Annotated in this window: 2 protein-coding genes; both read right to left on the reverse strand. The window is 44.3% G+C overall.

Features of this window, described 5'->3' with window-relative positions; translation table 11 throughout:
* Nucleotides 1-9: 9 nt before the first annotated feature.
* The gene (locus ACOMC3_RS10575; RefSeq protein ID WP_420315855.1) at nt 10-15,342 is read right to left on the reverse strand and encodes an Ig-like domain-containing protein; all 15,333 of its coding nucleotides are present in this window, start codon (nt 15,340-15,342) and stop codon (nt 10-12) included.
* A gap of 120 nt (nt 15,343-15,462) precedes the next feature.
* Complete coding sequence (locus tag ACOMC3_RS10580) at nt 15,463-17,439, reverse strand: OmpA family protein (RefSeq protein WP_420315856.1); 1,977 nt, start codon at nt 17,437-17,439, stop codon at nt 15,463-15,465.
* Nucleotides 17,440-17,441: the final 2 nt, after the last annotated feature.

Raw genomic sequence — 17,441 nt, forward strand, 5'->3', positions numbered from 1 at the left:
TTATCCTGCTTAACGATTTACCACTACAAATCCAGTTAGTGGTTTGCTTCCATCACCCAAATCAATCAAATAATAGTAGGTACCATCAGGAACAATCTTTTGACCATACGCCACACCTTGAGTTACTTCACTGGACCACACCCTGGATTGATTATCGTATCCACTTATTTCAAAGACCTTATTTCCCCATCTATTGAATATCTGGACATTATTGTTAGGATATAGTTCTATGTCGTTTATGTAGAAGAAATCATTGACCCCATCTCCATCAGGAGTAAACCCTTTGCGTGGAGTGACCTTTTGGCATAAATCAGGATCCAGGTAATTTGGGATCCCATCTTCATCACAATCATCATTGCTTAGATCGCCATCATCATTGGTATCTTCATCATCATCATTTATCCCATCTCCATCCGTATCACATGGATCAGGATCCTGGAAGTTTGGTATTCCATCCCCATCACAATCATCATTATATGGATCACCATCACCATCAGTGTCTTCTTCTTCATCATCTAATCCATCATCATCTGTATCGCATGGGTCAGGGTCCTGGAAGTTCGGTATTCCATCTCCATCACAATCGTCATTATATGGATTACCATCACCATCGGTATCTTCATCATCATCATTTACCCCATCGTCATCTGTATCGCATGGGTCCGGATCCTGGAAGTTTGGCACGCCATCACCATCACAATCATCATTGTACGGATTGCCATCACCATCGGTATCTTCATCATCATCATTGATTCCATCATCATCTGTATCGCATGGGTCAGGATCCTGGAAGTTTGGTATGCCGTCACCATCACAATCGTCATTATACGGATTACCATCGCCATCGGTATCTTCATCATCATCATTTACTCCATCGTCATCCGTATCACATGGGTCAGGATCCTGGAAGTTTGGTATGCCATCTCCATCACAATCGTCGTTATATGGATTACCATCACCATCAGTATCCTCATCATCATCATCTATTCCATCATCATCTGAGTCACATGGATCCGGATCCTGAAAATTCGGTACTCCATCTCCATCACAATCGTCATTGTATGGATTACCATCACCATCCGTATCCTCGTCATCATCATTTACTCCATCTCCATCCGTATCACATGGGTCTGTATCTAAATAGTTCGGTAGCCCGTCTCCATCGCAATCATCGTTATCTAAATTACCATCTCCATTGGTGTCTTCATCATCATCCAAAATTCCATCGCCATCTGTATCACAAGTGTCTGCGTCTAGATAGTTAGGAGTGCCATCCACATCACAATCATCATTTGTAGGATCACCATCACCATCTGAATCTTCGTCTTCTGTAGGGGTCCCATCACCATCATCATCGGTATCTAAATAATCAGGCGTTCCATCGCCATCTGTATCGTCATTGGTCGGATCACCATCACCGTCTACATCCTCATCCTCTGTTGGTACACCGTCACCGTCATCGTCTGTATCCAGGTAATTAGGGATACCGTCACCATCCGTGTCGTCATTGGTTGGGTCACTATCACCATCAATATCCTCATCCACAGTTGGTACACCATCTCCATCATCGTCAGTATCCAGGTAATTAGGAATACCATCTCCATCTGAGTCATCATTAGTGGGGTCTCCATCACCATTTATATCTTCATCCAAATCTGATATGCCATCACCATCAGAATCTCCCGACAGAATCGTTAACTCTCCATTTGAAGTATCTGATGTACTGTTACCAGCTGCATCAGTTGATGTAACCTGCACTTCGTTGACTCCACTAATATCTGGATTGAAAGTTCCGGAAATTGGTGTATCCGTTTCAGTATTCACACTCCAATTTCCATTTGCGTCAGCCACTACTTCATAAGTAGCACCTCCCACCACAATAGTGACCGTACTACCAGCTTCTGCTGTACCGCTAATAATCGGAGTAGTGTCACTTGTGATTTGACTAAAAACCACTGGCACTGAAGGAGCCGTTGTATCAATGGTCAATTCATTTGAAGAATTATCAACAGCAGAGCATCCTCCATTTTCTGATGTTATAACAACTTCATTAACCCCGTTTACATTGGGATTAAATGTTCCACTCGTAGGAGTGTTTGATGTATCAATAACCCAGTTACCACTACCATCTGTTGTCGTTGTGAATGTTGCACCAGCTACAACGACCGTAATATTACTATTTGCATCAGCTGTTCCATCAAGGATTGGAGATGTTTCATTAGTGATCAGATTATTTACTGTTGGTATAGAAGGAAGTGCATTGATCACAACCGAAAAGGCAACAGCACTACTTGAACATCCTGAGCCGGAATTTTGAACAGTAATGCTAGCACTGTAGGTATCCGCACTGGCGGCTACCGGGATAGTCAATGAAATTGGTCTTGAACCAAGAGAAGCATTCGAAATATCCACAAAGCCTTGAGCTTCAGCAGTCGCATCATAATCAATGCTGTACAGATCAGGTAATCCAGAAGTACCGGTATAACTTAAATCAGCAGTATTCACACCTTGACATATTTCAGGATTTGCACCTAAGCTAATACTGGGGCCAGTAGGATCATTTAACGTTGCATTTGCAATCACATTAGAATTACAATCACTCAGTGAAACGCTGATATTTGAATACGACCCTGCTTGTAAACCTGTGATTATCAGATTACCACTTCCATCAGTACCTAACGTTGTGGTTACAGTAGATGATCCGGTGTATCTAACAGAATAACTTGATGAAGCATTAAGTCCGGTTAACTGAATAGTCCCATCCGTTCCACCACAAGTAGTTGGATCCTTCAGCGTTCCTAAAGCTATGGTTGGAGATGAAGGATTCGTGAGTGTTGCCGCCAGATTGTTTGACACACATCCACTATTTGTCACGTTTATTTCTGTATAGCTTCCAGCCGGTAAGTTTCCAATCACATATTCTCCATTTGTATCAGAGGTTACATTTAAAGGTGATGCTGCAGCACCGTCCTTTTTAAAATTGATTTCATATGGGGTATTAAAAGCCAGACCAATAATTTCAATCGATCCGTCTCCACTGGTACAAGATGCTGGATTAACTACGATACCTACTTCAATGTCCGGTGGATTAAGTACAATACTTGGTATAATATTCGATTGACACCCGTCGCTTCCACGAACTGCAAAAACATTTTCATAGCTACCGGAATTAAGGCCATTGATCACAATGGTTCCACCAGTAGAAGTCAATCCTGTAAGTGTATTTGTGCTCCCATCTTTGTCAAACGATATCGTATATGATTCACTATCAACAAATCCATTCAATTCAATTTTACCATCAACAGAAGCACAAGAAGTGGGATCTGTTCCAAACGAAGAACTGATTGATGGAGGAGATGGGTCTGTTATGGTGATCGGACCATCAATTTGATTTGAAACACATCCACTGTTTGTTAAACGGATGTCTGTGTAATTACCGTTCGATAAGCCAGAAATAGGCAGTAAACCAGATGATAATGAGGTGATGCTTGTGCTTACATCAGACCCATTGGCTTTATATTCCACTGTGTAAGTTGTATTGGCTTCCAATCCGTCCAACAATATGACACCATCTGATCCTCCGCATGTTGAGGCATTTGTTGTGCTGCTAATTGATACGGTTGGTACGGCAGGATCATTTAGCGTAATTGGACCTGCAATTGAATTTGAGGTACAACCTGACTTTGCAGTACTTATGTTGGTATAATCTCCAGCGTTAAGTCCATTTATACGGATGATTCCGCTACCATCAGAAGTGATCGAAGTGGAAACAGATGTACCATCTTTTTCATAGCTGACTACATAGCTAGTTGAGTTGGATAGACCAGCTATTTGGATACTTCCATCTGTTCCAGAACATGTTGTAGGATTATTAAAAGCAACAAGTGATATGGTTTCAGCGATAGGATCTGAAATAACAACATCCGGATCTTCTATTGAAGAACATCCTGAAACTGTAATCCCCAGATCAGTATAAGTCCCTTCAGTGGCCAGAATAGTGGCAGTACTTCCATTAACACTGACATTACTGAATGATCCTGTGTTGTGATCTATTGTATACAATCCATTTGGAACATTGGTGAAGGAAAGGGAGATTGTTCCATTTCCTCCGCATGATGAAGGATTTGTACTGCCCGTTACTGCTATTGTTGGTAGCAATGGATCACTGAGTATAACATCAATATTTTCGGTAGATACACAGCCTGAAATAGCTATTGTAATGTCATTGTATGATCCTTCAGTCAAACCTGAAATTACTGCAGCACCACTATTCACTGACACATTGGTGAAGGTCTGTGACGTTGATGATCCATCCACATAATTAAAGCTATATGATCCGTTTGGCACATTCGTGAAACTCAAAGAAATGCTACCATCCGAACCACTACATGAGGTGGGTGAATTGCTCTCAATTAATGATATTGATGGAATGGCTACAATTTCCAGTGATCCTGTTGCAGATGAAGTGTTGTTACCACTATCGGTCACTTCTGCTGTTATTGAGTAGTTTGCTCCTCCAATAAAGTTGCCTAATGTTCCGCTTGAAGGCACATCTGTATTGGTATTAACACTCCAATTTCCACTAGCATTTGGAATTACTGAATAGATTGCTCCATTTAGTGTGATAGTCATTGTCTCACCGGCGTTTAATGCTACTCCCGTCCCTGAAGTACCATTTATAACCGGATCAACTCCTTCACAAAGCAGCTGGCTGACAACCGTTGGGGAAGTCGGAGCTGAAGTATCGATCACTAATTCACCGGTCGTTGAATCTGTTGAACTGTTTCCTACTGAATCAGTAACAGTTACTACCACCTGGTAAGTAGACCCATCAGTAAATGTGCCTAATGTTCCACTGCTTGGTGTATCGGTTTCCGTATTTAGGCTCCAATTACCGCTTGCATCAGGAACTACTGTATAGGTAGCTCCATTTACTGTGACAGTCATTGTTTCTCCCGCAGGTAGAACAATTCCTGTTCCGGTAGTTCCGGAAATGATTGGCGTAGTGTCATTTGTTACTTGAGAATTTACAGTCGGTACTACCGGAGCTGTAGTGTCTATAACAATTTCATCAGTAGTGATATCAACGGAGGAATTACCAACATCATCGGTGCTTGTCACTACTACTTCATTAGAACCATTCGTATTCGGATTGAATGTACCGCTCGTCGGCGTTTCAGTTTCCGTATCAACTGACCAATTTCCACTTGCATCAGCAGTTGTCGTATAAGTGGCACCTCCAATTTCTACGGTAACAGTACTTCCTGCTTCTGCAGTACCTGTAATCACTGGCGTGTCATCATTGGTCGTCTGAGTGTTTACTGTAGGAATTGCAGGGTAAGTTGTATCAATTACTAATTCGCCTGAGGTGACATCAGAGGTAGCGTTCCCGGCTGCATCTGTACTGGTTACACCAACCTCGTTAATTCCATTTACATCTGGATTAAATGCTCCAGAGGATGGAGCTAAAATTTCTGTATTTATGGTCCAGTTACCACTACCATCAGCTGTCACAATGTAGGTCGCTCCTCCCACTACCACAGTGACCGTGCTACCAGCTTCTGCCGTTCCTGTTAATATAGGGGTTGTATCATTGGTGGTTTGACTTACTACGGTCGGAATAACAGGAGCTGTAAAATCTATTGTCAACTCATTATTTGTCGCATCACTCGTGCTGTTGCCTGCGGCATCTGTGGTCGTCACACTAATATCATATGTACCCTCTGATAAAGGGTTAAATGGCCCTCCTGCTGTTGGTGTATCTGTTTCCGTATTAACACTCCAATTACCACTAGCATCTGTTGTCGTCTCAAACGTCACGCCATTGATAACAACTGTTACTGTGCTGCCTGGCTCTGCTGTTCCAGAGATTACTGGCGTGGTGTCATCGGATGATTCATCATTAATTGTTGGTGTAGCTGGAGAAGTCGTGTCAATAATCAATTCATTAGTTGAAGCATCTGAGGTGCTGTTGCCTGCTGCATCCGTAGAAGTAATGCTGATATCATAAGTGCCTTCACTTAACGCTGTGAACGTTCCGCTCGTTGGTGTAGCAGTGCCTGTATCTACGCTCCAATTTCCTGATCCATCTGCGACCACACTGTACGTCGCTCCGCCAATGGTAAACACTACCGTACTCCCTGCTTCTGCTGTACCACTAATCTCCGGACTGGTATCGTTGGTCGTCTGGCTCGTCACCGTTGGGGTCGTCGGATCGGTACGATCAATGACTAATTCATTTGTCGTGGCGTCCGTCGCGGTATTGCCCGCTGCATCTGTCACTGTTGCTACCACCTGGTAGGTCGTACCATCCACAAACGTCCCTGTCGAACCCATATCAGCTGCTACTGACGTATCTACACTCCAGTTGCCGATCGCATCTGGTACCACATTATAGGTCCCGCCATTGATCGTCACCGTCATCGTCTCTCCGGCTGGTAATGCTGCACCGGTCCCCGTCGTGCCGGTAACTACTGGATTCGTATCATTGGTCGTCTGGCTAACCACCGTCGGGGTGGTCGGATCGGTTCGGTCAATCACTAATTCGTTCGTCGTGGCGTCTGTCGCCGTGTTGCCCGCTGCATCCGTCACCGTGGCTACCACCTGGTAGGTCGTGCCGTCTACAAACGTGCCCGTCGTGCCTGCATCCGCAGCTACAGAGGTGTCTACACTCCAGTTGCCGATCGCATCTGGTACCACATTATAGGTCCCGCCATTGATCGTCACCGTCATCGTCTCTCCGGCTGGTAATGCTGCACCGGTCCCCGTCGTGCCGGTAACTACTGGATTCGTATCATTGGTCGTCTGGCTAACCACCGTCGGGGTGGTCGGATCGGTTCGGTCAATCACTAATTCGTTCGTCGTGGCGTCTGTCGCCGTGTTGCCCGCTGCATCCGTCACCGTGGCTACCACCTGGTAGGTCGTGCCGTCTACAAACGTGCCCGTCGTGCCTGCATCCGCAGCTACAGAGGTGTCTACACTCCAGTTGCCGATCGCATCTGGTACCACATTATAGGTCCCGCCATTGATCGTCACCGTCATCGTCTCTCCGGCTGGTAATGCTGCACCGGTCCCCGTCGTGCCGGTAACTACTGGATTCGTATCATTGGTCGTCTGGCTAACCACCGTCGGGGTGGTCGGATCGGTTCGGTCAATCACTAATTCGTTCGTCGTGGCGTCTGTCGCCGTGTTGCCCGCTGCATCCGTCACCGTGGCTACCACCTGGTAGGTCGTGCCGTCTACAAACGTGCCCGTCGTGCCTGCATCCGCAGCTACAGAGGTGTCTACACTCCAGTTGCCGATCGCATCTGGTACCACATTATAGGTCCCGCCATTGATCGTCACCGTCATCGTCTCTCCGGCTGGTAATGCTGCACCGGTCCCCGTCGTGCCGGTAACTACTGGATTCGTATCATTGGTCGTCTGGCTAACCACCGTCGGGGTGGTCGGATCGGTTCGGTCAATCACTAATTCGTTCGTCGTGGCGTCTGTCGCCGTGTTGCCCGCTGCATCCGTCACCGTGGCTACCACCTGGTAGGTCGTGCCGTCTACAAACGTGCCCGTCGTGCCTGCATCCGCAGCTACAGAGGTGTCTACACTCCAGTTGCCGATCGCATCTGGTACCACATTATAGGTCCCGCCATTGATCGTCACCGTCATCGTCTCTCCGGCTGGTAATGCTGCACCGGTCCCCGTCGTGCCGGTAACTACTGGATTCGTATCATTGGTCGTCTGGCTAACCACCGTCGGGGTGGTCGGATCGGTTCGGTCAATCACTAATTCGTTCGTCGTGGCGTCTGTCGCCGTGTTGCCCGCTGCATCCGTCACCGTGGCTACCACCTGGTAGGTCGTGCCGTCTACAAACGTGCCCGTCGTGCCTGCATCCGCAGCTACAGAGGTGTCTACACTCCAGTTGCCGATCGCATCTGGTACCACATTATAGGTCCCGCCATTGATCGTCACCGTCATCGTCTCTCCGGCTGGTAATGCTGCACCGGTCCCCGTCGTGCCGGTAACTACTGGATTCGTATCATTGGTCGTCTGGCTAACCACCGTCGGGGTGGTCGGATCGGTTCGGTCAATCACTAATTCGTTCGTCGTGGCGTCTGTCGCCGTGTTGCCCGCTGCATCCGTCACCGTGGCTACCACCTGGTAGGTCGTGCCGTCTACAAACGTGCCCGTCGTGCCTGCATCCGCAGCTACAGAGGTGTCTACACTCCAGTTGCCGATCGCATCTGGTACCACATTATAGGTCCCGCCATTGATCGTCACCGTCATCGTCTCTCCGGCTGGTAATGCTGCACCGGTCCCCGTCGTGCCGGTAACTACTGGATTCGTATCATTGGTCGTCTGGCTAACCACCGTCGGGGTGGTCGGAGGAGTCAGATCAATAACCAACTCATCCGTCGTTATATCAGATGTGCTGTTACCTGCATCATCAGTAGAGGTAACGCTCACATCGTATGTACCCTCTATTAATGCACTAAATGTACCACTTGTAGGTGTTGCTGTCTCAGTATCTACTGTCCAATCTCCAGAACCATCAGCTATTACGGTAAACGTTGCACCGCCGATAGTAATCTCAACCGTACTACCAGGTTCTGCGGTTCCCTCAATCACAGGAGTCGTATCGTTAGTGGACTGTCTGGTTATCGCAGGAGCCGCTGGAGGAGTCGTATCAATAATCAATTCGTCTACGGTAACATCTGCCGTCGCATTGTTTGCTTCATCAGTAGATGTAATGGCAACATCATATGTTCCATCTGCCAAGGCGCTAAAGGATCCACTTGCGGGAGTAACGGTTTCTGTATTGACCGACCAATTACCCAATCCGTCTGTAACAATCGAGAAAGTAGCTCCACCAATTGTAAATTCAACTGTGCTTCCAGCTTCTGCTGTTCCTCTTATGATTGGAGATGTATCGCTTGTGACCTGGCTCACAACTGTCGGAATTGCAGGGTCGGTCGTATCAATGATCAATTCTCCAGTGCTCGTATCGACATTTTCACATGTTCCATCACTTACCGTCACGCTCACCTCATTAATTCCATTGGTATTTGGAGCAAATGATCCTGAGGTAGGAGGCGCAGAAGTATCTACTGACCAGGAAGCCCCGGAAACTGTCGTGTTGAAGGTTGCACCAGCTACAACTACCTCAACGGTGTTACCATTATCACCCGACCCTGCGATGGTTGGCGTGGTTGAATTGGTTGTCTGGAAATCAATCGTTGGTGTGGATGGCAATGCATTTACCGTAATAGTGATTGGATAATCTCCTTCACATCCTGTTGTGGTATTAATAATCTTTAATGTCGCGTTATAGGCAGCAGGAGTCGCACCAGCCGGAACGCTTATGTTAATAGGGCTAGCAGGTAACGTTGCATTCAACACATCCACAAATCCTTCTCCCTCAGCTGTAGCATCAAAATCCAGCTGATATTTGGCAGGCGAATTTGTAGTTGCTGAATAGGTTAATTGGGCGTTTGTCTCACCAAAACATACTTCGGGATTAGTTCCTAATGTTATGGTGGGTGAAGGTGGATCATTTAATGTGGTGGATAATGAGTTTGAAGTACAATTATTCTCAGTAGCTGTTATAGAAATGTGAGCTCCAGAAGACAGTCCGGTTATGGTAATATTACCAGAACCATCAGCAACCAACGTCTGAGAGATTGTACTTGTTGTGAAATATCTAATAATGTAGCTCTGCGATGCACTTAATCCTGTAATTTGAATGCTCCCGTCCGAACCACCGCAAGTAGTTGGATCGACGGTAGTACCTAATGCTATGGTAGGAGCTGTTGGATCTGTAAGTGCTGTTGATAGAGCGTTAGATGTACACCCACTGTTTGTAACCGTCAGGTTCGTATAATTTCCATCCGTTAACCCGATAATGTTGTATTCTCCGTCGGCATCTGATGTGATGGTTGTAGTTGTAGCAGCAGATCCATCCAGATCATAATCCAAGTCGTAGGCTGTACTGGCTGCCAATCCGGTTATTTGAATGGAGCCATCTGTTCCATTACAAGTTGTAGGATCTGATGTTGTTCCCAGAGCAATATCTGGTGGGTTGAGTACCAGAGAAGGAATAATATTAGATTGGCATCCAGTGCTTTGTTCCAGAACACTTATATTGGTATATGTACCCGCTGAAAGTCCTGTGATAATGTACGTTCCGCCAGTTGAATTAACCCCGGCAATCGTGGTGGTAGCCCCCCCATTGGTATAAAATACATCATAGGTGTCTGCATCATTCAGTCCGTTCAGATCAATATTTCCGTCTGTTGTTGCACAAGTTGATGGATCGGTTCCGACAGTCGAAGAGATTGTTGGAGGCGTAGGGTCAGACAATACTACTGGACCATCTATCAAGTTGGAAACGCATCCATTCTTAGTTACCTGAAAATCAGTATAGTTGCCATCAGTTAATCCGATAATAATCAACGTCCCATCAACTTGAGAAGTAATAGGGTCGACAGCAACCGTGGCTCCATCCTTTTTATAAGTCAATGCATAATTTAGACTATTTTCTAAGCCGCTTAAAACAATCTGTCCATCTGATCCAGCACAAGTTGTTGGATCTGAACTTGTGGAAAATGCGATTGTTGCTGTAACCGGATCTGTTAGTGTGAATGGGCCTGTTAGAATATTGGAATTACATGAAGTTTCTTCAACAGAAATATTGGTAACATCGCCGGATCCTAATCCACTAATCTGAATATTACCTGAAACATCAGTAGTTAATGACACAGCTACTGCTGTGCCTTCAAAAGTATAATCAACAGCATATGTTGTTGAAGCAGAAAGCCCACTTATTTCAACATAACCATCTGTACCTGAACATGTCGTAGGATCTACCGTCTGAACATGAGTGATTGATGGAGGAGTGGGATCAGTTAAAGTAACATCAGGATCTTCAGTAGATGTACAACCACCAGTAGTAATGCTAAAATCATTGTAAGTACCTTCCCCTACAGACAATGTAGCAGTATTGGAAGATATGCTCACATTGGTAAATGTTCCTGTAGCGTAGCTAATAGTATAATTACCGTCTGCTACATTCGTGAAGGCCAGGTCGATGCTTCCATTTCCTCCGCATTCCGTAGGGTTAGTGCTTCCACTAATGGCAATAGTCGGTATTAATGGATCATTCAATACGACATCAACATTTCCTGTAGATGGACATCCTGCCACGGAAATACTTATATCATTATAAGTTCCTTCGGCAACCGTTAATGTTGCTGCACCAGATGTTACTGATACGTTATTAATGGACTGAGAAACAGCCCCTCCATCTAAATAATTGACGGTATAAGTTCCGTTCGGAACATTTGTAAAGCTTAAATTGATTTTTCCGTCCGTGCCACTACATGTAGTGGGATCTGAAGCGCTTACTAAACTCACGCTAGGAATTGCGATAACACTTAATGTACCAGACGCTGAAGACTCATTAGATGCACCATCAGTGACCGTAGCATTGACAGTATAATCCGTTCCACCCGAGAAAGTACCTAATGCACCACTAGCTGGAGTATCGGTACCCGTATCAATCGACCAATTGCCACTTGCATCAGGTGTTACGTTATATGTTGCTCCATTTACTACCACCTGCATCGTCTCACCTGCATTTAGAGCTGCACCTGTTCCTGATGTACCGTTAATCACCGGGTCTGTTCCTACACACTCTGAACTACTTACAACCGTAGGAGCTGCTGGGGCAGTCGTATCAATGGTTAATTCCTTACTAGTAGCATCTGTGATACTATTTCCTGCGGCATCTTCAACTGTTACAATAACATCATATGAGATGCCATCGATAAAAGTGCCTAATGCCCCGCTATCTGGAGTGGCTGTTTCAACATTCACAGACCAATTTCCACTGGCATCTGGAGTCACCGAATACGTTGCTCCGTTCACCTCGACAGTCATGGTTTCGCCAGCCGGCAAAGCTGCTCCTGTTCCTGTCGATCCGGTAATAACCGGACTGGTGTCGTTGGTAGTTTGAGCGTCTACTATTGGCACTGTGGGTGCTGAAGTGTCGATTGTTAACTCATTAGAAGAAGTATCAGATGCTACATTACCTGCTGCGTCGGTTACCTGAGTGGTGATCTCATAATCTCCCTCAGTAAATGTTCCAAGTGTTCCGCTGGTGGGAGTTGCTAACTCCAAATCAATGCTCCAGGATCCATCGGCAACTGGTGTGACAGAGTAAGTTGCACCGTTTACAGTCACTGTCATTGTTTCACCAGCCAATAAAGCGGCACCTGTCCCTGTGCTCCCTGTTATTGTAGGGCTCGTATTATTTGTAATTTGTGAGTCTGAAGTTGGAGTAGCAGGCGGAACATCATCGTATATAGTTGAAACCTGAGTCGCCGCTGTGTTGGTGTTTCCGGCAATATCCTGTGCAGATCCAGCTGCTACATCAACAGTAATATCACCTGTACCATTTGGGGTCACCTCTACCGTGTACGTTTGGTTATTAACCTTCACAAAATTTGATGCTGATCCATTACCGATTGCTACATCCGTAATGTCAAAACCGAATACATCCTCATCAAAGGTTAAAGTAACAGTGTACGGATTAGTATTATTGACAATCGTTGGCTGACCTGAAATAACAACTGATGGACTGGTAACATCTATCACCAATTCACTACTGGTGGTATCCGGTGTAGCACCTCCTGCCCCATCATCAATCACTGCATCTACATTGTATGTGCCATCTGTCGTAATCACACCTACGGGCACTGCCAGGGACCAGGTAGTTCCGCTTATGGTTAATTCAGGATCCACTCCAAGCTCATATACTTGGGTATTGACAGTTACAAATAATGTCTCACCAACTTCCAATGCTGCTGAACCGGTGATAGTAGGTGTCAGGGTATTGGTCGTTTGCGCTACTACTGTAGGTTCGGCAGGTGGGTTTAGCTCTATCGTTATTGTCGTTACATCCGAACATAATCCACCAAATGAATAAGTTATTTCGTAAGTTCCAACAATGGATGCAGAAAGGTCAATAGTTCCATCAGTAGGATCAATGGTAACTTCACCAGGCGCAGAGAAATCGCCTCCGGAAAATCCAATGATTTGAGGTGTAGGATCACTTCCCGTGGTGTAGTAGGTAGGTGAGTCATACTGAATAGTTGTATTACTTACACATGTCTCGGTAATATCATTTTCACCTGATTCGGTTGGATCGCCATCTCCATCTGGGTCCGGATCTGTTCCATCAGTAGAAAAATCTTGTTCATCCGGGTTGCTACCATCATTGGGTCCAACATTTTTGATGGATACAACTGCCTGATTTTGATAAGTAGGTGCTGTAGCTGATGTCATATCAATCCTAACCACAAAGCGGATCGTTACACTTGTAGAAACATCAATTTTTGTCTCTGTAGATGTAAGTAACATTTGGGTTACAGCATCGCCATCAAAAGATGGATTCAATCCTCCCTGAGAGAATGAACCATTTATCACTTGTGGAGCTATTTGAAGTGAAGCGGTAGCTCCCGATGGGAGTCCTGCTGTAATATCTTCAATGATTTGCATGTTATCTGCATCATTGGTCGAGCTGAAATTTTCGACAACAAGATCATAAGTAACATCGAAAATTGAACCTGTTACATTATCAACGGCTACTTCATTTTTTGCAATACCGACATCTGCTGGGCAAAGTTCAATATCCAGAGAAAACGATTGTTCTGATGACTCACATCCTGAGATTGAACCAGCAGCAGTATACTGGCCTGGGCTGTTTACGGATATACTGGCGTTGGTTTCACCATTCAATTTGATACCATCTCGATACCATTGGTAAGAATCGAAACCAGCAGCCGTAAGAACAACTGGAAGGTTTTCAGGAATACATGTAGTTGAATTATAGCCATTAGGAGTCTCTACAACAGGGGAAGTGGTAAATCCGGAAAAGAATCCCGCTGCTCCATAGTTATCGAATGCATTTGCTAATGCTACTCGAAGTGGTCTTGGGCTCTCAACCGTAATGTCCCCGGTCAGCAATATATTAGAAGGACCAAGATCTTTAATTTTATAAGTGACATAATCCGAATTCCCGGTTACCGTTTGTGCCTCCGAAGTAATATCATATACTGTTCCTCCCATAGTCACTTCCACCGTTTCACCAGTTTCGGCAATGATTTGAAGCACTGCGGCTCCTAGTTGGGTAACATCAGAAATATCCACATTGGTACCTCCAAGACAAACAATTGGAGGAATGAAGTTCATCCCTTGTTGTCGCTCGTTATAGGTACTTCCTGTTGGTGTGAATCCATTAAGCCCCTGGTACACATAAACAGGTTGATTGGATTGAATCAACATATTGTTATTGGCTGTGTAATCGGCAGTTGTAAATCTGTGATAATCACCGGCATTCACAATGATTGGGGTGGTGCTGCCATTCAGAAATACTTCCGTATTATCTATTGATGAAACAACGATCACATTTTCACTACTTTCACCCTCTCCCTTAACCAAAATGTATTCAAAACCCGTCTCCTCCAGTGAGGCGATCTGGTCCATACCAATATCTCTACCTGCCTGAGTACCTCCAGACCCATTAAGGGGTGGTGATCCTCCTAGCCACGACCCTGAATTCACCGCTATCGGCTTGTCAGAAGTAATTCTAGTGCCATTGACATCATTCAAATTAGCAGTACCATCGGTATTTCCTGGCCCATCAGTGGAGCTATTTGCAAATGCTGCTAAAACATAGGATTCACCAGCGCTTAGCATTATTGGGATTGAACCTGAATCCTCTACAGCTTGAGCGACTCCTTCAAAGTCCACATCTCCAAAGTCTGAAATAGTAATATTGGTGTCATCTTCTGTTGCCATGAAGCTGATAACATGCGCTTTATTATTAGTTGAGGCGCTAACATTGTAGAGGTGTCCTGATCTGAATTCTGTTCCCAGGCCTGCTGTACCTTTAGAAGTAAGCGAGGCAGCCTGAGCTCCGGCTAACACCCTAATACTTGCAAAAAAGGCCTTATTAGCACTTAGAATTAGTCCCTCTCCAGTGCTAACCGCAGTGGCGAGGTTTCCTGCTGGTACCAAAAACTCGGTACCCGTGCCAGTACCCAGGTTTATTGATGCAGGAGAAGATCTACTGATCGATTGTGTATATAGCAGGTTGCCAGCACCATCTGTTACTGTGACATCAAAAGCTGTGGTCTGTGGGGTACTCAACAATAAGAAAACACCGTCAGTAGCTGCATTGGCTCTCGCATACATTGGAGGAATGAAGTGTTTGGTATCCAATTGCGCATTGGAAATTAATGAGCTGAACAATCCAACTAGAATAGATACGACTAAGCTTAATTTTCTCATATATAACTGTTGTTTTTCTTAGTAATTGCGTAATTTATTATGCATGCATAATAAATTATTATATTTTCGGCTTTGAGGCCATACTTTTCGTTGAACGGACGTAAAATCTAGGTGAAGATTTTATTCATTTTTCACCCCCACTATTACAAACTCCGTTCTTCGATTTTTTTGGTGTATTTCGATGGTACAGTCAGAGCAATCAATGGCTGGTGTAGATTCACCCTTGCCGGTTGGCTGAATCAATTCAGGGTGAATGCCATTTTCAATCAAATAATCTGCTGCCGCATTTGCTCTTCTTTGCGACAGTATTAAGTTGTATTTTTCATTTCCTCGTATATCCGTATGAGAGAACAAACCGATAATCAGGTTTGGGTATTTATTCATAATCCTTATCAAATTATCGAGCTCTTCTTTCCCCTCTACTCTTAATTCAGATTTGTCAAAATCATAATAGATGGGATTTACAGATAAGGTGTCTCCATTTACAACATAACCTGTGCTGGCATCATTTGTTAGTGATTCTACAGAAACTACTTTTAAGTACTCTTCTAACGGAGCAGGAAGGTCAACAGGGAACTTTTCGTATGGTGATAATAGAATTTCAATTTGGTACTCAGCTTTATCTTCTTCAATGTTGAGTTTTTTAATCGCTGATTTCTGGTATTCATATTTAACTCCGGATACTTCCCAACTCATCGGTTCAATATCTTCTACCAGGAAACTGCCGTCTAATGCTGATCTTCTGTAAAACTGATTGTCATTTTCAGATTGAATGAATACATCTGCACCCTGAATAGGTTCTCGACTAACTGCATTTAATACTACTCCCTTTAATTGATAGTAATCTCGTTCAAAATAATAGATATCATCCTTTAATGAATCTATTCTTGCTGAAGTAAAGTATCCAGACCTGAAGTTGTCATTGGAAACTAATCCAAAATCGTCTTTACTACTATTGATGGGAGATCCAACATTGTTCACTTTGACTACATCAAATACCCTGTTCAGATTGGCTTCAAAGACGTCCAAACCTCCAAGTCCTCCTCTTCCATCAGATGCGAAATAAAGATTATTGGATACTAATGATGGGAACATTTCTTTTCCAGCAGTATTCACTTTTTCACCTAAGTTTTTAGGTTTAGACCATTTTTCACCTTCTTTGAAGACGATATATAGATCTGATTGACCAAACCCTCCTTCCATATCAGAAGAAAATATCATTACATTTCCTTCCTCATTGATTGCAAGATGGCCAACGGAGTAATCATCACTGTTATACTCAAAAGGTTGGATATTGGTCCACCCTCCTTTGCCATCAGCATCTGCAAAAAAGAGCTTTAGCCTGGTCACTCCTTCATTGTCCTTTTTTAATCTTTTGCCTTGAACATTATTTCTAGTGAAAACCACTTTTTGTTCATTATTGTAAAAAGCAAGTGGACCTTCATGATACTTTGTTTGAATGTGATCAATAAATAACTCTGCTTCATCAGAAGTCGGTTTTGCTTGATAAAGATCAAGGAATCGAGATTCGTCCCAGTTAAAGTTGGTTTTAATCCATTCATTTCCGGTAGGCCTGGAAGATGCGAATATCACTCCATCCTGATAGATGGCCGGGCTAAAATCTAAACCGGGTGAATTGAACGGCATCCTTTTAATCTCAAACTTGGCGCTATCGGAGAAAAAGCTTTGCAAGTTGCTTAGTGCTTCGATCTTCTCCGCAGCTCTTGGATCATTTTTCGCCTTATTCTGATAAATTCCATACCATTTTTTCGCTTCCTCATATTTGCTATTTGAAGCCAATGCTTGCGCATAATAATAGCTGAACTCAGGAGGTGTATCAGGGCTTGATACCACTTTTGAGAAATAGTATTCCGACTGCTCTGAGTTGTTCATGTTTTGATAACAGAGCCCTAATTGCTGATAAACATACAGGCTGTCATCTACCTGATCAAGACTGGCTTTGTATAACTCAGCAGCTTTCGCGTAAGAGTATTTTTCAAATTCTGCGTCAGCAGCTCTAGTGGTACTGAATGTAATTGATTGTCCCCAAGACTGGAATACAAGTAAAAGAACAAAAGCCTTTATCAAAAATCTCATGC

The sequence above is a fragment of the Ekhidna sp. genome, assembly GCF_965212185.1.
GTDB lineage: Bacteria > Bacteroidota > Bacteroidia > Cytophagales > Cyclobacteriaceae > Ekhidna.